Genomic DNA, 20,900 nt, shown 5'->3' on the forward strand with positions numbered 1-20,900 from the left:
GGTAAAGATCCTCAGGATGCGATCGCGTCGGGGGTTTTCTGATCGGGAAGAGCAGCGGCCAGGATCGCTTTTTCGGCGAACTGGTCGCGGGCGAGTTCGGCGCTGATGCGCCCGCCGCACATCACCAGGATGCGGTCGCAAATGCCCATCGCTTCCGGCAGTTCGGACGAGACGACGACGATCGCCATGCCGTCTTCGGCAAGCTGGTAGAGCAACTCGTAGATTTCCGCTTTGGCGCCAACATCGATACCGCGTGTCGGCTCGTCGACGATAAGCACGCGCACGCCCTGCTCTGACAGCCAGCGGCCGAGAATGACCTTCTGCTGGTTGCCACCGGAGAGGTTGATGATGTCCTGCTTGCGCGACGGCGTGCGCACCTTGAGCTTCTTGATGAAGGTCTCGGCGGTGGCGATCTCGCTGGCGCGGTTCAGGATCCCGAAGCGCGTGTGATGACGCCGCGACGAGATGTTGATGTTCTCCTCGATCGAGCGGCCCTGGATGATGCCGTCATGCTTGCGGTCTTCCGAGCACAAAACGATGCCGGCGCGGATCGCGTCATGGGGATCGGTGGCATGAACGACCTTGCCGTCGACGCTGATGGTGCCGCCTGAGCGCCGGTCGGCGCCGAAGACCAGCCGCATCAGTTCCGAGCGCCCCGCGCCGATCAGGCCGAAGAAGCCGACGATCTCGCCGGCCCTTGCCTCGAAGCTGGCAGGCGTCGTCAGTTTTACTCCGGAAACAGCGTCGACCTTCAGCCGGACATCGCCGGCCGGGCGTGGGCGAAACCCCCAGATATCGGAGATTTCGCGGCCGACCATTTCGGCGACGACCTGGTCGCGTGTGACGTTTTTCAGCGACGCATGGTGCGCCGCGAGCTTGCCGTCGCGCAGCACGGTCAGGCTGTCGCAGAGGCGGAACACTTCGTCCAGCCGGTGCGAGACATAGATGATGACCTTGCCCTCGCCGCGCAGGCGGTCGATCAGCGCAAACAGGATTTCGCTTTCGCGCGACGACAATGACGAGGTCGGCTCGTCCAGAGCGATGACGCGCGCGTCGAGCATGATCGCCTTGGCGATCTCGACCATCTGGCGCTCGCCGATCGACAGCGTCTTGACCTTGCGGCTGATATCGATGTCGATGCCGGCTGATTTCAGCTTGGCGCCAACATCGTCCAGCATCCTGGCACGGGCGATGATGCCGGCGTTGGCGGGGAAGCGGCCGAGGCTGAGGTTTTCGGCAACAGTGAGCTCGGGAACCAGCTGCAGTTCCTGGTGGATGACGATGACGCCATTGTCGAAGGCATCTCGCGTCGTTGCATAGGCTTGCATCTTGCCGTCGATGAGGATCTCGCCGTCATCGGCATGCTGGTCGCCGGACAGGATCTTGATCAGCGTGGATTTGCCGGCGCCGTTCTCGCCCATCAGGCCGTGCACGGCGCCCTTGTCGACGCCGAACGAGACGTCCGACAGCGCCTTGACGCCCGGATAGGTCTTGGTGATTTCCGAGAAGTCGAGAAAGGACATGGGGCGCCTATCCTTTTGCCATGCCAAACAGGCGGCGACTGTGAGCCGCCGCCTGTTTGTACAGGGAGGATTATTCGATGCCGAGACCCTTGCGGACCGTCTGGTAGTCGTCGCGCTTGGCCAGCGCACCGGCGGTCAGGATGAGCTTCTCGGGTTCCTTGTTGTTGGCGACCCAGTCATACATGTTGAGCGCAGTCTCGTAGCCGTGACGCTTCGGCGAGATGATCACCGTGCCGACGAAGCCGGTGGCGGTCGGCTTCTTGAACTCGTTGATCGCCGAATCCGCACCGCCGATGCCGACGCCGATCACGTTTTCGGCCGGGATGCCGACGCTTTCGGAAGCGCGCACGGCGCCGAGCACGGCTTCGTCGTTGAGGCCGAAGGAGACCCACTTCTTGATGTCGGCATGGGCATTGAGCACCACCGTCGCCGCATTCAGTGCAGCCTCGGTGTCGGTCTTGGCCTGAGGCGCGTCGAAGATGTTCTCGGCCTTGAAGCCGTTGGCCTTGAGCACCGAGATGGCGCCTTCGACCCGGTCGACGGCGGTCGGCAACTGATCATAGGAGACGCGGATGGCGCCAACCTCGTCGGCCTTCCAGCCGCGCGCCTTCATTTCGTCGACGATCGCCTGGCCGACGGCCTCGCCGATCTTGGTCGCCGAAATGCCCATATGCGGCACGTCTTCCAGCGCCTTGCCGTCTGCGCCGACCAGACGGTCGTCAACGGTCATCAGCTTGAGATTGTTTGCGGCGGCCTTGGCGACGATGCCGGGGCCGAGTTTCACATCAGGTGTGCAGACGATGAAGCCTTGCGCGCCCTGCGCGCCGAGATTGTCGATCGCCGACATCAGCTTCTCACCGTCCTCGGCGCCGATCTTGACCAGGGTAAAACCCTTCTCCTTGGCGGCCTGGTCGGCGAACTTCCATTCGTCCTGGAACCACGGCTCCTCGGGCTGTTTGACGATAAAACCTATCTTGGTGTCCTGAGCATATGCAGCGATGGTCGTGACGGACAGCACGGCAAGGGCGCCCGCGACGAGCGCGGTCTTCAGAAGTCGCATGATTACCTCCCAGCGGTGGCCGGGCGCTCAGCCCGGATGCAGAGTCTCTAATTCTTTTTATCATACTCGTCAATTGATCTGGTATGATAATTGAGCTACATGCTCTGACCAGGGATCGCTGGCGCAAATCATCCGCATCCGGTAAGGCCGGGGACGCGAGATCAGTGGTTTCGCCGCCTTGGAGGAGGGCTGAGGTGACCGAAACTTCGAAGAAGGCATCAGGCGACACCCGCCGCCCGCGCGTCATGCCCGATGTGACCAAGGCGCTTGCCTCAGACATCTTTTCCGGACGCTATCCCGCCGGCTCGTCTCTGCCGACCGAAAACGAGCTCGGCGTCGAATATGGCGTCAGCCGCACCGTCATCCGCGAGGCGCTGAAGGTGCTGGCCGCCAAGGGGCTGGTGCTGTCGCGGCCGCGCATCGGCACGGTTGTATGTGAACAGGACAACTGGAACATCATCGACCCGCAGGTGCTGGCCTGGCACGCGCCGCATGCGCTGGACGACAAATTGTTCGACGCCATCCTCGAGACGCGCCGCGCCATCGAACCTCTGGTAGCTGAACTGGCGGCGACTCGTGCGACGCTGCAGGAGATCGCCGATCTCGAAGCCGCCTGGCGCGGCATGGCCAATGCCGGCGAGGATCTCGCCGCCTTCTCGCGCTCGGACATCACCTTCCACCAGATCGTCTATGCCGCGAGCCACAACCCGATCTTCCGCCAGATCGGCAATCTGATCGACACCGGGCTGAAATTCTCGCTTGAAGCAACGGCGACCATTTCGCTCGCTCGGCGCATGGAAGCAGTGGCGGCGCACCGCGAGGTGGTGGAGGCACTGCGCATGCGCGATGCCGCGGCGGCGCGTGCGGCGGCAGGCCGGATCCTCGACCTTGCGGCGCGCGACCTGGTCAGCGCCAAGAAACTCAAGAACAACTGAGACCAGCATGAAAATCATCTCGCTCACCCCCTACATCGTCCCGCCGCGCTGGCTGTTCCTGAAGATCGAGACTGATGCCGGCGTTACCGGCTGGGGCGAGCCTGTGGTCGAAGGCCGTGCGCTGACGGTCGAGGCAGCGGTCAAGGAACTTGGCGATTATCTGATCGGCAAGGACCCGCGCCTGATCGAGGACCATTGGACGGTGATGCATCGCGGCGGCTTCTACCGCGGCGGGCCGATCCTGATGAGCGCCATTGCCGGAATCGACCAGGCGCTGTGGGACATCAAGGGCAAGGCGCTCGGCGTGCCCGTGCATGAACTGCTCGGCGGCAAGTTGCGCGACAGCATCAAGGTCTATTCCTGGATCGGCGGCGACCGGCCGGCGGAAGTGGCCGCGGGCGCCAGGGAAGTGGTGGCGCGCGGCTTCCAGGCGCTGAAGATGAATGGCACCGAGGAACTGCAGATCGTCGACAGCCATGACAGAATAGATGCGGCTGTCGAACGAGTCGCCATGGTGCGCGAGGCCGTCGGGTCCAACATTGGCATCGCCGTCGATTTCCACGGCCGCGTCCACCGGCCGATGGCGCGCATGCTGGTCAAGGAGTTGGAACCCTTCCGGCTAATGTTCATCGAGGAGCCGGTGCTCAGCGAAAATCGCGAGGCGCTGAAGGAGATCGCAGCGCTGGGCTCGACGCCGATCGCGCTCGGCGAGCGGCTTTACAGCCGCTGGGATTTCAAGTCGGTGTTCGAACAAGGCGCCGTCGACATCATCCAACCCGACCTGTCGCATGCCGGGGGCATCACCGAATGCCGCAAGATCGCGGCGATGGCCGAGGCCTATGACATTGCGGTGGCGCCACACTGCCCGCTCGGGCCGATCGCGCTTGCCGCCTGCCTGCAGCTCGATGCCGTCAGCTACAACTGCTTCATCCAGGAACAGAGCCTCGGCATCCACTACAACGCCGCAAACGATTTGCTCGATTATGCCGCCAACAAGGACGTCTTTCGCTACGAGGATGGCTATGTCGCAATCCCCGATGGTCCCGGCCTCGGCGTCGAAATCGACGAGGACTACGTCAAGGAAAGGGCCAAGGAAGGCCACCGCTGGCGCAACCCGGTCTGGCGTCACAAGGACGGCTCCTTCGCCGAGTGGTAGCCCGGCCGACCTTGCGGCCAGGCCTTCAGGACCTCAAGCTCAATTTCGCGGTGGCGCCAGCGTAACGCAGGCCTCTGATGGGCCGCAGCGCCGAGCACCAGCGCATGGGAACCGTCGGCGCCGGCAAGCCGCAACTGCTGACCGCCTGGGTTGCGGCAAGCGATCGAAAGCGGTCGCTATCCTGGGACATGGCGGATGTCCTGTTCTCATCGACCTTTTCTTGGCCCGCCAGCCGCGTCACCTGCCCGCGGCGTGCCGGCCTGCGTTCCTGCCGGAGAAGATGCAGCTGCCGAGAAATGTCCCTTCCAGCGCATTGTAGCCGTGATAGCCGCCGCCACCGCCGCCGGCCACCTCGCCTGCCGCATAGAGCCCGGCAATGGGCGCGCCATTGCCATCGAGAACCTGCGAATTGAGATTGGTGTGCAGGCCGCCAAGCGTTTTGCGCGTCAGGATTTTGAGGCGCACCGCGATCAGCGGCCCGTGCCTGGGATCGAGTATCTTGTGCGGCTTGGTCACCCGGAAGATCTTGTCGCCGATGTAGTTGCGGGCGCCGCGGATGGCTGTGACCTGCGCATCCTTGGTATAGGCATGGTCGACCTCTCGATCGCGCGCCACGATCTGGGCGTTGAGCCCGTCGTAGTCGAGCAGATTGTCGCCTGACAGCGCGTTCATCCCGGCGACCAAGTCGGCCAGGTTGTCGCGGACGACGAAGTCCTCGCCCTTTTCCAGGAACGCTGCCACCGATGGTGGCGCCTTGCCGCCGCGCCGGTTCTTCAGCACGGCCCGCCAATCCTTGGCCGTAAAGTCTAGGTTTTGCTCCGAACCCGACAGCACGAACTCCTTCGAAGCGATCGTCTTGCTCAGCACGAACCAGGAATAATCGTGTCCCGTCGACAGGATACGCTTCAAGGTGCCGAGCGAATCGAAGCTCGGGAAGAACGGCGCCTCCATGCGTTGTCCCAGAGCATCGAACCATAGCGGCGACGGCGCCGACAGGATGCGAATGCCGTGGTTCGGCCAGATCGGATCCCAGTTCTTGATCCCCTCGACATAGTGCCACATGCGGTCGGCGTTGATGACGGCCCCGCCGGCGTCCTGGGTGATCGCCATCATGCGGCCGTCGACATGGTGCGGCACGCCGGCAACCATACGCTTCGGCGCTGGCCCCAGCCGCCCGACCGGCCAGACCTTGCGAACCAACTCATGATTGCCGCCGATGCCGCCGGAGGTGACGATCACGACACCGGCCGAAAGGTCGAAATCGCCGACGGCCGTGCGGCTCGACTGCTTGCCGCGCTCGACATCGGATGCCTCCAGAATTTCGCCCGCGACGCCGGTGACCGCGCCGTTGGTCTTGATCAGCCGGCTGACCTGATGACGGAATTTCAAAGTGATCAGCCCTTTGGCGACGTGCTCGCGCACGCGCCTTTCGAACGGCGCGACCACGCCCGGCCCAGTGCCCCATGTCAGGTGGAAGCGCGGCACTGAATTGCCGTGGCCATTGGCCAGCGCGCCGCCGCGCTCGGCCCAGCCGACCACCGGCCACCAGCGCATGCCCATGGCGTAGAGCCACGGCCGCATCTCGCCGGCGGCGAAATCGACATAGGCTTCCGCCACTTTCCTTGGCCAATGGTCCTCGGGCCGGTCGAACTGGGCAGAGCCCAGCCAATCCTGCCAGGCGAGGTCGCGGCTGTCCTTGATGCGCAGGCGGCGTTGCTCGGGCGTGTTGACCAAAAACAGGCCGCCGAGCGACCAGAATGCCTGGCCGCCGAGAAAACCGCCACCCTCTTGCTCGACGATGATCACGCGTTTGCCGGCATCGCCGAGTTCCGCGGCTGCGGCCAGGCCGGCCAGCCCGCCGCCAACGATGATTGCATCCGCGTCAGCCATTGTCGTAGCTCCTGTGCCGGCTTTTGTTTTTGAGATCGGATGCTCGTTGCTAGCCGCGCAGCGCGTTCCAGATGATGCGCGGCAGCTTCATGAGGCTCGGCCGGTAGTTGAACTCGGTGATCAGGCGGCCGACCATGTGTGCCCTTTTGTGGGTCAGGAACCAGGCCGGCTTCGGCATGATGCGGAACGGCGCTTCGAGCACGCTGCGTTCCGGTCTGTCGAACAAATAGGTGTTGTGGACGACGCCGATGCCGCTCTGCACGTCGTCGAGCGTGTGGCCAGGGAAAGCACCCCAGGTCGGGCGCAGCAGCGCGAACAGAACGCCGCTCCAGGAATTGATGCCGATGCCGCCATAGCGCAGTTCGGCAATGATTTCCTCGAAGCGCTGCCGGCCGATCTCGGCGATCGTCCTGGGATGGATGAGGATGTTGGCGGCAAGCGTGCCGTGCAGCTTTTCATTGGCGTAGGCGACAGCGGCGCGCAGATAGGATTCCGCATTGCCCGCCGGCAGCCGCATGACGCTGAGCGCCGGCGCGAACACCTCGGCATTTTCGAGATAGGTATCCGTGCCCGGCCGGAACGGCACCACCACGCAGGCCAGCCCGCCGGGCCGCTCGTATTTCTGTACGCTGTCGGCATGCGCCTCGAAGGCGGCGAGGCGCTCGGTCGCGCCGGGATAATAGGCCGGGCGCGACGGGGCTTTCTGCATCACCTTTTCGAGGGCCGCCAGAAGCGCGTCGGATTTGTCCCAGCCTTCGGGCAACACGAGCATTTGGCAGGCGATACAGTTGAAACCGGAATTGTTGAGCTTCTGTGTGGCGATCAGTTCGGCATGGTAGGCGATGTCGGCATTCGACCATGGGCCGGGCACCACGATGGTCGGCGCCACGCCGCCAAGCTCAGAGGTGATACGCCGGCTGTTGCGCGGCTTGCCCGCCGCCTTGTTCTTGCGGCCCTCCTCGCCGGGACCCCAGACGATCGCGTCATGCGAGGCGGCGGCACCGGTGATGTGGATGTCGTCAACGAGATCGTGGTTGCACAGATACGCACCGACATCGGTGCCGCCGCGCACGATGCGCAGCGCGCCGAATTCGATCAGCGGCCGCAGCGCCGGCCGCAGGAAATCAACGAGGTAATCATTGACCGGGTTCATCTTGAGCAGGACGACCTGATGTTCGACGAGCAGCTTGTGCAGGCAGTCGAGCGGCGCGATCGAGGCGACGTTGCCGGCGCCGAGCACGAGGCCGATCTTGCCCTTGCGGCTGGTGCGCGGCGCGTCATAGGCCGAGGCGGTGTTTGCGGCGAGGTTCGCCTTGGTCACGCCGGGCTGCATCCAGATCTCGGCCTTCAGCCCGGTGAACAGCACCTTGTCCCAGAGCGAATTCGGAACCACCGTCACAGCCACCTGTCCGTTGGGCAAGGTGCGAACCGGCAGACTGTCAAGGAACTTCTTGCCCTCCATCAGGCTCAGCGTGTGGATGAACTGGTTGCAGCCATCCATCAGCGCCGCCGGGCCAGCCAGCCATTCCTCACCTTCCAGCGGCGAGCCGGTCGGGATGCCCTTCTTGCGCGTCGCGGTTTTGACCCACGCCTCGGCGACCTCGCGGATGTGATCCTTGACCTGCCGCAGCCAGGCGATCCGCTCGCCATTCGAGGTCTGCGCCCAGTCGTCCTTCCTGGCGTCGAGATCGGTGAGCGCGAGGTCGAGTTCGGCTGCCCATTCAGGCTGCACGGGCTGAGTTTTGACTGCCTTGGCGACCATCCTATCCTCCTCCACTTCGGTCTCTTGGTTTGACGCAATTCCTGTGGGAAAACCGCTTCACACTTTTCCTGGAATTGCTCTACGAAAACGGCAGTGCGGCCCATTGCTCGACGAATTTCCCGCCGGAATAGACCTGGATCGAACCGAACTGTTGTAGCACGAATTCGCTCTGCGTCGGACGCAGGAAGGCGTAGTCGTCAGGCCCGACATTGACGTTGTCGGGCAGCGCCATGAATTGCTGATTGGTCGAAAAGCCGAACGTCTTGTCGGTCTTCATCCCTGTGGGGTGGACGGGCTTGGCCATCCATTTGCCGCCGTAGAGAAAACAGCCGCGGCGCGGCAACAGTCCAAGCTTCTGCAGCAGCCATGAACGCTCATCGAGGCCCGGCACCTGGACATCGACCACCTTCAGGATCGGTGTCGCGATGAAAGCGGCAGGCTGCAATTGGTTGAGGCTCGGCACGTCGAAATCGGTCGGCAGCATGAAAGCCGATCCGATGGACAATTCATTGGCGCCGACCCAGCTGTCATAGAGCAATGCGGTGCTGCTGCCGCCAAGATTGAGGATCTTGCGCTGGTCGGCGGCAAGGCAAGCGACATACTGGCGAAACAGGCTGATCGCCTTGACGCGCGCCTTGGCCGGTCCTCCCAGCAGTTTGGGGATATGGCCGATATGCGCCTCGTAGGCCATGACGCCTTCGCATTTCAGCCGCGGGTAATTCGCCAACGCGGAAACTGCCCGGGCCAGTGAGTCGGGATCGCTGATACCGCCGCGATGAAGGCCGACATCGACCTCGAAGCAGACGCGCAGCTCGCGGTCGAGCTCGGCGGCAAGCGCGCCATAGGCGGCCAACCGCTCCTCGGTGTCGATCAGCCAGACGATCCGCGACGTAGCTTTGCCGAGCCCGGCGAGAATGCCCTTGGTCAGCGCGTGCCTGGCGCCGGCAACCGGCATCGGCTTGCCCAACAGGAGATCGACTTGGGGAAACATTTTCAGCATCTCGGCGCTGATCGGCAGATGAAAGGTCATCAGCCTGTCGGTCGCAAACGCCGCGCGGATATAGTCGATCAGCGGCAGGCATGGCAGCGACTTGTCGACGAGGCGCAGATCGAGGCCCGTGGCGAACTTCGCCTTGATCGCAGCGATGTTGTGATCGAGCCGGTCGAGATCGAGCACCAGGCAAGGCTGAAAGATCCCGGCTGCCCTGAGCGCGCCCGACATTTCCGCGAAATAGGTGTCGGTCAGGCTCATGCCGCGACGCCGAGCAGCCTGGCAATATAGGGCGACACGAAGCGGTTGTCCGGGTCCATCTCGCGGCGGACCGCCATCGCATCGTTCCAGCGCGGATAGAGCGCGCTCAATTCCCTTGATGTCAGGCTGTGCATCTTGCCCCAATGCGGGCGGCCGCCGCGCTTCCTGAAGATCGGCTCGGCGGCGTTGAAGAACGCCATCGGATCGCGCTCGATGCCGTGATGGATGGCGATGGAACAGGTCGGGCGCTTGTAGAAGGGGCTGAGCCAGACATTGTCGGGCGCGACGACGCGCACCTCCATCGGAAAATAGACCTCTGGAAACCGCGTCTCGAGCAGCGCAATGATTTCGCTGAGTGCGGCCGCCCCTTCCTCGAACGGCAGGTGGTATTCCATTTCGTTGAACTTGACGTTGCGCTCGGAGGTGAAGACCTTCAGCCACTCCTCGATATAATCCTCGGCCGGCACCTTGGCGAAGGCCGAGCCGATGAGACGGCGGCGCAGCCAAGGGAGCCAGCTGAGATAGTCGCGCAGTTTTCTCAGCGTCGTCACCGCATCGTCGTCTTCCGTCGGCGGACGCACCGTCGCCGGCGCCTCGGTGATGTCGCTGGCAATCAGCAGCGCCTGGCCCGAAAACGGCACGTAGTAGAACTCGGCCGAACGATGCGCCGTCATGGTGCTTTCGAATTGCGCAAGCACATCGGCGATCGGCGCCGTCCAGCGGCGGTGCCGCATCCGGTAGCTCGCCACGTTGCGGATCGTCACTTCGGTGACGGCGCCGAAAGCGCCGAGCGAAGCGCCCATGGCTTCGATCATGTCGGGGCTCTTGGCACGGTCGAACTCTTTCAGCGCGCCACGCCCGTCGACGATCTGCATCGCCTCGAGCTGGGTGTGGTACGCGCCAAGCGTGATGCCCGAGCCGTGCGTGGCGGTGCCGAGCGCCCCGCCGAACGCCTGCTTGTCGATGTCGCCCATGTTCGGCAGCGCCTGGCCGACGCCGTGCAACAGCTTTGCCAGCGCGCCGATCTTGGTGCCGGCGCCGACCCGCGCCGTCAGTTTTTCGGGATCGTGCGACCTCAGGCCCTCGAAGCGGTCGAGCGACAGGATGGTGCCGTCATTCTTGACCAGCGGCGTAAAGGAATGGCCCGTGCCGACAAATCGAACTGGTCCCGGCGAGTTGCGAATGGCACCACTCAGCTCATCGAGACTCAGCGGTTCGGCAGAAGCCTGCGGCGTGGCCGTGACATAGCCCGACCAATTGCTCCACTGGCTGATAGCCTCTCCCACGATCCCTCCCTGGGGCGCCGGCTTTGCCGGTCTTTCTCCTAGCGCTAGATAATATGATACATAGTCAGCTTTTCCGGATATGATGCATTGTCAGCTTTCTGTCAACCTGGCAATCGGAGGTGTCTTGCGTCCGCGCCGGCCGCACTATCTACAGCGACGCACGCTGAGCCGGCGTCGGCATTGAACGCAGTTCGTTGCCCCTTCAAGCCAGCCCAAACGTTTCCACGGCCCGCATGATGCCGCGCAATTCGGCCAAGCCCTTCAGGCGGCCGATCAGCGAGTAGCCGGGATTGATCCTTGTCTTGCCGATATCGTCGGCGAGCAGGTGGCCATGGTCCGGCCGCATCGGGATTTGCCAGTCGGCGCGGCCCTCCTTGCGGCGGCGCGCCTCCTCCTGCATCAGCGCCAGGATGACATGCGCCATGTCGGTGCCGCCTTCGAGATGCTCGGCCTCGTAGAACGAGCCGTCATCCTCGATGGTGATGTTGCGCAGATGGGCGAAGTGGATGCGGTCGGCGAATTCCTTGACCATGGCGACGATGTCGTTGTCGGCGCGCGTGCCGTAGGACCCGGTGCAGAACGTCAGCCCATTGGCCTGGCTGTCGACGCCATTGAGAATGAAACGCGCATCCTCGGCGGTCGAAACGACGCGCGGCAGGCCGTAGAGCGAAAACGGCGGATCGTCGGGGTGGATACACATGCGCACCCCCTCCTCTTCCGCCACCGGAATGATCTCGCGCAGGAACCACGCGAGGTTGCCGCGCAACTCCTTCGGCCCGATTCCGTCATAGTCCGCAAGCGCCTCGCGAAAACTGTCGCGGTCATACTTGCGCTCTGTAGCCGGCAGGCCGGCGATCAGATTGCGCTCGATCTGGTCCATCTTCTCTGGCGACAATTCCTTCAGCCGCGCTTCCGCTTGCGCAATACGCGCCGGCGTATAGCTGTCAGCACCGTTCTTGCGCTTCAGCACGAACAGATCGTAGGCGGCGAAATCAACGGCATCAAAACGCAGGGCGTAGCCTGTCGTCGGCAGACGGTAGGCTAGATCGGTGCGGGTCCAGTCCACCACCGGCATGAAATTGTAGCAGATCGTGGCGATGCCGGCCTTGGCCAGCGCGCGGATCGAATCGCGGTAATAGCCGGCATAGCGCTCGCGTTCCTGCGCGCCGATCTTGAAGGAATTGTGGACCGGAATGCTCTCGACGACCGACCAGGTCAGTCCTGCTTCCTGGATAATGCGCTTGCGCTCCAGCACTTCGGCCTCAGGCCACGCCCGGCCGTCATAGATATGGTGGAGCGCCGAGACCACGCCGGTGGCGCCCGCCTGCTTGATATGATCGAGCGTCACCGGATCATCGGGCCCATACCAGCGCCAGCATTGTTCCATTTTCGGCTTTCCTTCTGCGAGAGGTTGGCAACTTATTGTTGGACCGCGATGGGAGTCGATAGAAAATGGAGGAGTTTTTAGAAATGATGGATTTCGACGGCAAGGTCGCCCTGGTGACCGGGACGACCGGAATCGGCCTGGCAACCGCCACACGCCTTGCGGCCGGTGGCGCCGCAATCATCGCCTGCGGCATCGACCGCGCCGCCAACGCGGCGATGAAAGCGCAACTAGAAAGTGCTGGTGCCGCGGTGCTGGTCATCGACACCGATGTGTCCGTCTCCGATCAGGTGCGCGACGCGGTCGCGGCTGGCGTCGCGAAGTTCGGCGGCCTGGATGTCATCGTCAATTCAGCCGCCGTCCATCCCTATGGCACGGCGACGACCACCGACTGGGAAAGCTGGAACCGAACGATGACGGTCAATGTCGGCTCGATCTACCTGACCGCGCATTTCGGCATTCCGGAAATGATCAAGCGCGGAGGCGGCGCCATCGTCAACGTCGCCTCGGTGCAGGGCTTTGCCTGCCAGCAGAACGTCGCCGCCTATGCCACGACCAAGGGCGCCATCCACACGCTGACGCGCTCGCTGGCGCTCGACTACGCGGCATCAGGCATCCGCGTCAATTCGGTCAGCCCGGGCTCGATCCGCACGCCGATCCTGGAGAAGGCTGCGCGCGGTGACGGCGGCAGCGATGCCGATGTCGAAGAGGCCTACAAGCGCTTCGGCGCGGCGCATCCGCTCGGCCGCATCGGCGAACCGGAGGAAGTGGCGGAACTCATCGCCTTCCTTTGCTCGTCGAAGGCCGGCTTCTGCACCGGCGCGGACTACAGGATTGATGGCGGACTGACCGCCGGCATCGGCGTCAGATAGAGCACTGATCGTGCTCTGCACGCTTGCCGGCGATCTCGAGCGCTATGTACCGCCTCTATAGCTTCCACGTCCGCCTGGCATTGCCCGAAAGCAGCTTCGCCCGTTCGTCGGGACTGGCTCCCGCGATCAGCGCATGCGTCGCTGTCACCCAGGTCGCAAGGCCACCGCCAAGCGTGCACACCGGCCAGTCGCTGCCCCACACGACGCGGTCCCAGCCGAAGCAGCCGATCGTGTGCTCGACATAGGGGCGCAAGGTCTCGACGGTCCATGAGCCGGCATCGGCATAGGCGACGACACCGGAGATCTTGCCGATGACATTGGGACGCCGCGCGATCTCGGTCATATGCTCGCGCCACGGATGTTCCGCACTGGCCTTGATGTCGGGCACGCCGCAATGGTCGAGCACGAACTGCACATCCGGCGCCAGATCGGCGAGCGCAACCGCCCTTGGAATCTGATGCGGCAGGACGACGAGGTCGAAGGTCAGGCCGGTGCCGGCAAGCCGCTTGATGTTTTCGCGAAACAGCGCGCTGTCCGAAAGCTCGTCCGGCATGACATGCAGCACGCGGCGGAACCCCTTGACGAAGGGATCGGCCTGCTGGCGCCCGAGATAGGCGGCGAAGCCGGCCTCCTCCGGGCGGCAGGAGGCGATCGCCCCGCGCAACAGACTGCCCTTCTCCAGCGACTGCGCCTTCACATGGCTGGTCTCGGCCTGGATGTCGGCTTCATCGACGTCGACCTCCATATGCAGCGCGGCCTCGATACCGGCGCGGCGGGCCTGGATCGCATATTCTGCGTGCGGGAAATCGCGGTTGAGCGCCGGCTCGCGGCTGAGCCAGGGATAGCGCAGCGCCGACAGGTCGATCAGGTGCAGATGAGTGTCGATGATCATGGCTGTCCTCCTCGGTGATTTCAGATCATCGCCAAATGCCTAAACCCAGCGCATGACACAAGCTTTGGCTCAGGCCCGCTTCGGGATCTCTTTGTCCTCGAGCAGCAGCGTCAGCCCCATGGCGACGAAATAGAGCGCCGCCACCCAGATGAACATCACGTTGAAGCCACTGGAGTAATGGTCGAGCACCACTTCGCGGATCGCGCCCGGCAGGCTCGATGCGAGGTGCGGCGTCAACCCGTTCAGGCCACCCGGCAGCAGGGCGGCGGCGTCTGCAGGAAGCTCGGCTGTCTGCCGGTTCAGCGCCCAGATCATCACCGCGCCGTTCAGCGCCAGACCCAGCGATGCTCCGAGCGTCCGCGCCTGGGTGATCAGCGACGTCACCGCGCCGATATCCTGCAGCGGTGCCGCCGCCTGGATCGCCACGATCAGCACCTGGAACTGCAGGCCCATGCTGATGCCGAACACAGCCATCATCGTTGCCAGCACCCAGATCGGCGTGTGCTGGTTGGTGAGGACAAAGCCCAGCATCAGAAACCCGCCAATAGCCATGGCGACCACCGGCATCCATTTGTAGCGTCCGGTTGCGGCAATTACCCGCCCGGCGACGATCGAGATGACCATCGATGTCAGCGACGCCGGCAGGAACAGGAAGCCGACTTCGGCCGGGCTGAGACCCGTCAGCGTCTGCATGTAGAGGGCGAAATAGAAGAACATGCCCAGCGTCACCGTTCCGGCGACCAGCGACACGCCCGAGACGATGCTGACCGTCGAATTGCCGAACAGCCGCAACGGCACGATCGGCTCTTCGGCCCGGCGCTCCACCATGATGAACAAGGTGATGGCGACCAGCGCGAGGAGTGGCAATACGAAGGTGAGCAGGTCCGGCCCGCTGGGGTCGAGCACGTGATAGCCCCAATAAACGACCGCCGTTGTGCCGATGGCGAGCAGCGCGCCGCCGAGATAGTCGATGCGGTGCCGTTTTTCGTTGAACCGGCTGCGCATGGCGAAGGCCAGCACCGCCAGCACGATGATGCCTATCGGCAGATTGACCAGGAACACCCAGCGCCAGCCGAACAGGCTGGTGATGTAGCCGCCGGCCAACGGGCCGAGCACTGATGACAGCGCGAACACCGCCGAACTGTAGCCCTGATATTTCGCGCGGTCGCGCGGCGAAAACAGTTCGCCGATCATGGCGAAGGCCGAGACCATCAGGCCGCCGCCGCCGATGCCTTGCAGCACGCGCGCGGCGATGAGGCTCTCCATCGACCATGCCATGCCGCAGACCAGCGAGCCCAGCAGGAACAGGCCGATCGCCGTCAGCACGACATTCTTGCGGCCATACATGTCGCCGAGCTTGCCGTAGAATGGCGAGACCGCGGCGGTCGAGAGCAGGTAGGCGGCACCGACCCAGCCGAACAAATGCAGATTGCCGAGTTCGCCGGCAATGGTGGGCAAGGCGGTGACGACGATCTGCATGTCGATGGTTGCCATGAACATGGCGATCAGCGCGCCGAAATAGACGATCAAGGTCGTAAGGTCGGGCCTGACTTGGGCCTCCACGGGCGCTGTGTCCGGCAGCGTCTGCTCGACAGTCATCGGTGTCTCCGTAGCTTGGGGCGCGATTTATGTGCCCACAGCCGAGAGGTGTCAAATAGGCGAAAACGCCATGCCTGGAGGCATTCCGTCCGGCTAACGGGAAGAGCCTTAGCGGACGTGCAGCCGTGGATGATGGTCGTCGCGACCAGTTCCGCGGGGTCGTGTGCAATCGGGTCGACGATGCTGTCGATGAAGGCAGTGTGATCGAGCGCCAGCGTCGTCAGATTGTGGCTCTCCACCGTGAACACCTGGCCTCGGTGCGCATGGTCACCGACATCTCGGGCAACACTGTCGAAGGCAATAGCTACGCCATATACGGCGAAAGCCTCAACACCGGCTTCCATACCCAAAAGGGCTATATCGGCGAGCGCTTCGATGCCGAGACCGGGCTGCTGTATCTCAATGCCAGGTACATGGATCCGGTGCTTGGACGGTTCATCTCGCCGGATGACTGGGATCCGACTAAGGAAGGCGTTGGCACCAACAGATATGCTTACGCATGCAATGATCCGATCAATAGGGGGGACAATAATGGCCACATAGCACCCCTCATTTGGGCTGCTGCGATCCTCGGTGCATATTTCATGAGTGTCGAGCCTGCAAATGCTCCTGCACCAACGGATACGGCTAAAAGTGTCAGCGGTGGCCAATTGATAGCAAACATGGCAATGGGAGCTGCCACACCACTACTTGCGGCAAAAGCACCATTTTTGACAATGTCAGCGGCGGCAAGGTGGCCACGTGCTTTCCGAATTGGCTGCCGCTGAAACAGGCCTTTTTGCACCAGGAGCAGCCACGGTTGCTGGAGTAGGAGCAACAGCCGCTGCAACAAGTGTTGCTTCGCTTCGAGGGGGGGTTACTCACGAAGCCGAACGGCTAGCGCAGTTAGGTCTTACCAAGAACAATGCCGGTTGGAGGCCAAACCAAGCTGATTTCGACAGCGCGGCGTTCAAAGTCATTGTGGGAGACGCAAAGTTTAGCCGGGGCGGATTGCCAAAGGGAACGATCTTTGACGGCATGAAGGTTGGAAATTTCGAGATCAAGGGAGGGCTTAGCATGCTGGATTCGACCTACCAACTTAGGCTCCAAACGTATCGATCGCTGAAAACGAACATGCCTCTTACGATCGAGACGACGCGGCCCATCAACCCTACCTTCCAGAACTGGCTAAACCGGTGGGGTGTTTTGGTTCCGAGACAGAAGTGATAGGCATGCGAAGGGATGGGCTGTGGAATTTATGATGACGAAGTGGCATGTTGCGAGGGGCGCGCGCGCCGATGCCGAAATAAATAATAAAATCTTTCTGATCAAAAACGTCTCTGAAATGAGGGCAACTTATCAGGTCAGACTTCTCCTTTATCGAGCTGTGCAGGAAGGTACGCGGTTGGTTTTAGACCTTCCAAAAGAATGCAAGTTGAGCGCCAATTTGAAGGCCTTGGCTAAAGAGCATCGCCGTAATTTTGAAATCACGAGAACCTGATGGGACTATATCTAGCTGTCTTTGATGGCGATGAGGAGCTGGATGGGGTTGAGGTAGGCTCGTATGCTGACTTCGAAACGTTCCGCTCTAAGGTTGCGACGCACGTAGAACAGGGCGTCGCAGGATCGCGGTGTCCAACACTGATGGTTCATTCTGACAGTGACGGACAATGGTCGCCCGAAGAGGCAGCTCTATTGCAAGCGGAGCTATTGTTGATCACCGATAGCTTCTTGAAGCTGCCCCCTGAGCCTCTTGGGGATGGTTGGAAACCAGAAGTAGCCCAGATGTTTGGGCTTCGGCCGAACAGCCTTTATGACTGTTTTTTTGATGTAGACGGCGAGCCTCTCTTGGACCGTCTGATTGGCTTGGCTCAACTGAGTACGCAGCGGAATCTTCCGATTTTGTTCCAATGAGGATGAGAGCCCGGATGACGACTTCAACCTTAACTGGCGAGGCACCCCGGTCCGCCGCAGGCAGACCGATCTGGCTTTCAGCCGTAACTTGAAGCCACCGCTTTTCAGGCGGTGGAGCATTAACTCGATCCCGCTGGTGCTCAATGCGCTGACCGACGCGCTCTCGGTTCTGCAGGAGAAACCCAACCCCCGGTCGCACCCACCCCCCACCACCAACCCTGTGGATAGACTCCAAATCCCCCCATCAATCCAAGCACTCAACCTCAGGACGTCCTAAACTAAGGCCCTTGGGGAATCGGGTGTATGTCAATCGGGTCAAGCAATCGCGTCGTATTGTGCCTGTTGCTTGCACTTGCCGGCTGCAATTCCACGCCGGGCAAGGACTTTTTCACCGAGACTATCGACAGCCTGCACGCCAAGAACTCGCCCTTGCGGGCGGGATACACCGGACCATCCACCGTCACCTCGGCCGCGAGCGCCGGGCAGCGCTTCAACGGCGCGCAGTATCAGGGGTCCGGCCAGTTCGTCTCGTCCAGCGCCCCCGTCACCCAGGTAACGACTGACGGCTCGGGCCAGTTCGAGCTCAACCTGGTCAGTGCGCCGATCGCCGATGCGGCCAAGGCGGTGCTGGGTGACGCGCTGCACCTCAACTACATCGTCGACCCGCGCGTGCAGGGCACGGTGACGCTGCAGACCTCGCAGCCGGTGTCGAAGGATGCACTGGTCGACATACTGGAATCAGCACTTGCGGTGAATGGCGCGGGCATCACCAAGCGCGCCGGCACCTACCAGGTCGTGCCGCTGTCCGAGATCATGTCCAACACACCGCCGGTCAGCGTGCCCTCGGTGTCGCCTTCGGGGCCCGGCGTCAAGGTGCAGGTGCTGCAGCTGCAATATATCGCCGCCGACGAGATGAAGACCATTCTCGAGCCGATCACCCGCCAGGGCTCGGTGCTGCGGGTCGATTCCACCCGCAACCTGATCACCGTCGCCGGCAATGACAGCGACCTCAATGCCATCCGCGAGGCGGTGTCGGTGTTCGATGTCGACTGGATGCGCGGCATGTCGGTGGCGCTGCATCCGCTGAAGACCTCGAAGCCGGAAGCCGTCGCCGCGGAACTCGATTCCATCTTCGGCACCAAGGACGGGCCGGGCGCCAAGCTCATCCAGTTCATCCCCAACGACCGGCTGAATTCGGTGCTGGTGATCACCTCGCGCCCGGCCTATCTCGCGCGCGCCGCCAGCTGGATCAACAAGCTCGACAGGCTGGCGGAGTCCAACGAGGACCAGCTCTTCGTCTACCAGATACAGAACCGCCCGGCCAAGGAACTGGCCGCTGTGCTGAGCTCGGTTCTCGGCACCTCGGTCAAGACCGAGGGCGGCGCGGACGGCTCGAACGTGTCGCCCGACCAGACGCCGATCGCCATGCAGTCGGACGGCATTACCCCGGTGCCGTTGACCGGGCCGTCGCCTTCGATGCCGCAGCAGGACGGACAGCCGCCCGCCCACGCCACCGTCGTCGCCGACATCGAAAACAACGCGCTGCTGATCCAGACCACGGCGCGCGACTATGAGCGCATCGAGCAGATCCTGACCAAGGTCGACATCTTGCCGACGCAGGTCATGCTGGAAGCGGTCATTGCCGAAGTCACGCTCAACGACGAGCTGAAATACGGCCTGCGCTGGTTCTTCGAGAATGGCGGCACGAAGGTATCGGTGACCGACGTGGCCAAGGCGGCTGCCGCCGCCACTTTGCCGGGTTTCAACTGGAGTTATGCCACCGACAACATACAGGTGACGCTGAATGCGCTGTCCTCGATCACCGATGTCAACGTCATTTCGGCGCCGACCATCATGGCGCTGAACAACCAGAAGGCGATCTTGCAGGTCGGCGACCAGGTGCCGATCCTGACCCAGCAATCGCAGGATACCGGCAGCGGCACGGCGCCGATCATCAACTCGGTGCAGATGAAGGACACCGGCGTCATCCTGACGGTGACGCCGCGCATCAACAATGCGGGCCGGGTGATGCTCGACATTCAGCAGGAGGTCAGCAACGTTGCCGAGACGAAGAGCTCCGGCATCGATTCACCGACCATACAGCAGCGCAAGATCCAGACCCGCGTGCTGGTCAATGACGGCGAAAGCCTGGCGCTGGGCGGCCTCATCCAGCAGAACAACAGTGTCGGCCGCACGCAGGTGCCAATTCTCGGCGACATCCCCATTATCGGCAACGCGTTCAAACAGAAAAACGACAAGATTGTGCGTACCGAACTGATCATCTTCATCCGGCCGCATGTCGTGCGCGACATCAACGAGGCCCGCGAAGTGACCGACGAATTCCGCGGCAAGATTAGCCTGCAGACGCCGATCCAGAAACGCCGCGGCGGCACCAAGCTGCAGCAGGATTTGAAGAGGCTGGCCTATTGATCGCGGCTGCGCACCCATCGCTCCTGCTGGCTGCCACGTTCGCCCTGGCGGCAATTCTCGCCGCCATTTCGATCGCCGATTTCCGCCGCCAGATCATCCCGGACGGGTTGAACCTGGCGCTGGCCGCCGTCGGCCTAGGCTATCAGGTGGCGGCAGCCGGGGCGGACGGCCTGCCGTTGCATCTCCTGTTTGCCGCAGCGACCTTCGCCGCCGCCTGGCTGCTGCGGCGCGGGCACTTCCTGATGACCGGCCGGATCGGGCTTGGCCTCGGCGACGTCAAGATGCTGGCCGCCGCCGCATGCTGGATCGACCCGTTGCTTCTGCCGGTGTTGCTGTTCATCGCCAGCGCCACCGCGCTGCTGTTCGTTGGTGGCCAGGTGGTAGCGAGCGGTCCGGCAGCCGCGCGGGCCCGCATTGCCTTCGGCCCGTTTATCACCATCGGCCTCGGCGCCAGCTGGGTGCTGGAACAATTCGCCGGTTTGAACATGGGACTGCTCTGATGATCATGCTGCGCTTTAAGCAAGCTTCCGAAAAATCCGGCCGCGACACCAGCGAAAGCGGGTTCACGCTGGTCGAGCTTCTGGTCGTTCTCGCCATCATTGCCTTGATCGCGACGCTCGCCGCGCCTCAGGTGTTGCGCTATCTCGGCTCGGCGCGGACCAACGCCGCCAAGGCGCAGATCCGCAACATCGAAAGCGCGCTCGAACTCTATTATGTCGACAACGCGAAATACCCGACCGACGAAGAAGGGCTCGCCGCCCTGGTCACACAGCCGGCCAGCGAAGCGCGCTGGAACGGCCCCTATCTCAAGGGCGGCCTGAAGGATCCCTGGGGCAAGCCCTATTCCTACGAGGTGAAGGCCGATGCGAGCGGCGTCGTCATCCGCACGCTTGGCAAGGACGGCAAGCCCGACGGCACCGGCGAGGACCAGGACATCACCAACTGATGCCCGCCAACTGAAGCGAG

The 20,900-nt window shown here is 62.8% G+C and carries 19 protein-coding genes; 10 read left to right on the top strand and 9 right to left on the bottom strand.

The features are described from left to right. Positions 1–11: 11 nt before the first annotated feature. Both araG and NLY36_RS05835 read right to left on the bottom strand, forming a co-directional pair. A complete protein-coding gene (gene araG / locus NLY36_RS05830; protein ID WP_023736035.1) occupies positions 12–1,523 on the bottom strand; it encodes an L-arabinose ABC transporter ATP-binding protein AraG in 1,512 nt (503 codons plus the stop codon). A gap of 70 nt (positions 1,524–1,593) precedes the next feature. Then, entirely contained in the window at positions 1,594–2,583 is a 990-nt protein-coding gene (locus tag NLY36_RS05835; protein WP_023668118.1) for an arabinose ABC transporter substrate-binding protein, read from the bottom strand. A gap of 245 nt (positions 2,584–2,828) precedes the next feature. Between NLY36_RS05835 and NLY36_RS05840 the strand changes: the two genes are divergently transcribed. Together NLY36_RS05840 and dgoD are read left to right on the top strand one after the other, a co-directional pair. Then, on the top strand, positions 2,829–3,518 hold the full coding sequence (locus NLY36_RS05840) for a FadR/GntR family transcriptional regulator (RefSeq protein ID WP_245259915.1): 690 nt from the start codon (positions 2,829–2,831) through the stop codon (positions 3,516–3,518). 7 nt (positions 3,519–3,525) lie between these two features. Then, the gene (gene dgoD, locus NLY36_RS05845; protein WP_023736036.1) at positions 3,526–4,674 is read left to right on the top strand and encodes a galactonate dehydratase; all 1,149 of its coding nucleotides are present in this window, start codon (positions 3,526–3,528) and stop codon (positions 4,672–4,674) included. A 237-nt stretch (positions 4,675–4,911) separates the two neighbouring features. Here the strand turns inward: dgoD and NLY36_RS05850 are convergent, their stop codons facing one another. The 5 genes from NLY36_RS05850 to uxuA form a co-directional block, all read right to left on the bottom strand. Beyond that, positions 4,912–6,564, bottom strand: coding sequence for an FAD-binding dehydrogenase (locus tag NLY36_RS05850; protein WP_023696264.1), 1,653 nt, complete (start codon positions 6,562–6,564; stop codon positions 4,912–4,914). A 49-nt stretch (positions 6,565–6,613) separates the two neighbouring features. Beyond that, positions 6,614–8,326, bottom strand: coding sequence for an aldehyde dehydrogenase family protein (locus tag NLY36_RS05855; RefSeq protein WP_023736037.1), 1,713 nt, complete (start codon positions 8,324–8,326; stop codon positions 6,614–6,616). A 79-nt stretch (positions 8,327–8,405) separates the two neighbouring features. Beyond that, positions 8,406–9,578, bottom strand: a complete 1,173-nt coding sequence (locus NLY36_RS05860; protein WP_023696266.1) for an alanine racemase — start codon at positions 9,576–9,578, stop codon at positions 8,406–8,408. Beyond that, on the bottom strand, positions 9,575–10,864 hold the full coding sequence (locus tag NLY36_RS05865; RefSeq protein WP_023696267.1) for a D-arabinono-1,4-lactone oxidase: 1,290 nt from the start codon (positions 10,862–10,864) through the stop codon (positions 9,575–9,577). The genes NLY36_RS05860 and NLY36_RS05865 overlap by 4 nt, the downstream gene beginning before the upstream one ends. Before the next feature lie 202 nt (positions 10,865–11,066). After that, the gene (gene uxuA / locus NLY36_RS05870) at positions 11,067–12,251 is read right to left on the bottom strand and encodes a mannonate dehydratase (RefSeq protein ID WP_023696268.1); all 1,185 of its coding nucleotides are present in this window, start codon (positions 12,249–12,251) and stop codon (positions 11,067–11,069) included. An 83-nt stretch (positions 12,252–12,334) separates the two neighbouring features. On the opposite strand from uxuA, the gene NLY36_RS05875 reads away from it, so the two are divergent. Then, complete coding sequence (locus NLY36_RS05875; RefSeq protein ID WP_023696269.1) at positions 12,335–13,120, top strand: SDR family NAD(P)-dependent oxidoreductase; 786 nt, start codon at positions 12,335–12,337, stop codon at positions 13,118–13,120. A gap of 55 nt (positions 13,121–13,175) precedes the next feature. Here NLY36_RS05875 and NLY36_RS05880 read toward each other — a convergent pair whose 3' ends face one another. Together NLY36_RS05880 and NLY36_RS05885 are read right to left on the bottom strand one after the other, a co-directional pair. Further along, positions 13,176–14,012, bottom strand: coding sequence for an amidohydrolase family protein (locus NLY36_RS05880; RefSeq protein ID WP_286442641.1), 837 nt, complete (start codon positions 14,010–14,012; stop codon positions 13,176–13,178). Between the two features lie 69 nt (positions 14,013–14,081). Further along, complete coding sequence (locus NLY36_RS05885; protein WP_023696271.1) at positions 14,082–15,611, bottom strand: MDR family MFS transporter; 1,530 nt, start codon at positions 15,609–15,611, stop codon at positions 14,082–14,084. Between the two features lie 125 nt (positions 15,612–15,736). Between NLY36_RS05885 and NLY36_RS05890 the strand changes: the two genes are divergently transcribed. The 7 genes from NLY36_RS05890 (at position 15,737) to gspG (ending at position 20,880) form a co-directional block, all read left to right on the top strand. Next, positions 15,737–16,378, top strand: coding sequence for an RHS repeat-associated core domain-containing protein (locus tag NLY36_RS05890; RefSeq protein WP_084566757.1), 642 nt, complete (start codon positions 15,737–15,739; stop codon positions 16,376–16,378). After that, positions 16,353–16,817: a hypothetical protein gene (locus NLY36_RS05895; protein ID WP_286461737.1), complete on the top strand. Its 465-nt coding sequence runs from the start codon at positions 16,353–16,355 to the stop codon at positions 16,815–16,817. The genes NLY36_RS05890 and NLY36_RS05895 overlap by 26 nt, the downstream gene beginning before the upstream one ends. Before the next feature lie 34 nt (positions 16,818–16,851). Further along, positions 16,852–17,091 carry a hypothetical protein gene (locus NLY36_RS05900; RefSeq protein ID WP_023696274.1) on the top strand — a complete coding sequence of 80 codons (240 nt, stop codon included), beginning with the start codon at positions 16,852–16,854 and terminating at the stop codon, positions 17,089–17,091. After that, positions 17,091–17,504 carry an Imm70 family immunity protein gene (locus tag NLY36_RS05905; RefSeq protein WP_023687886.1) on the top strand — a complete coding sequence of 138 codons (414 nt, stop codon included), beginning with the start codon at positions 17,091–17,093 and terminating at the stop codon, positions 17,502–17,504. Before NLY36_RS05900 ends, NLY36_RS05905 begins: the two co-directional genes overlap by 1 nt. 303 nt (positions 17,505–17,807) lie before the next feature. Further along, on the top strand, positions 17,808–19,934 hold the full coding sequence (gene gspD / locus NLY36_RS05910) for a type II secretion system secretin GspD (RefSeq protein WP_023687885.1): 2,127 nt from the start codon (positions 17,808–17,810) through the stop codon (positions 19,932–19,934). Beyond that, positions 19,931–20,434 (top strand): prepilin peptidase, encoded by a 504-nt coding sequence (locus NLY36_RS05915; RefSeq protein ID WP_023687884.1) that lies wholly within the window; start codon positions 19,931–19,933, stop codon positions 20,432–20,434. Before gspD ends, NLY36_RS05915 begins: the two co-directional genes overlap by 4 nt. After that, positions 20,434–20,880: a type II secretion system major pseudopilin GspG gene (gspG, locus tag NLY36_RS05920; RefSeq protein ID WP_023696276.1), complete on the top strand. Its 447-nt coding sequence runs from the start codon at positions 20,434–20,436 to the stop codon at positions 20,878–20,880. The genes NLY36_RS05915 and gspG overlap by 1 nt, the downstream gene beginning before the upstream one ends. Positions 20,881–20,900 lie beyond the last annotated feature (20 nt).

It is taken from the genome of Mesorhizobium sp. C399B (assembly GCF_030323185.1).
Lineage (GTDB): Bacteria > Pseudomonadota > Alphaproteobacteria > Rhizobiales > Rhizobiaceae > Mesorhizobium.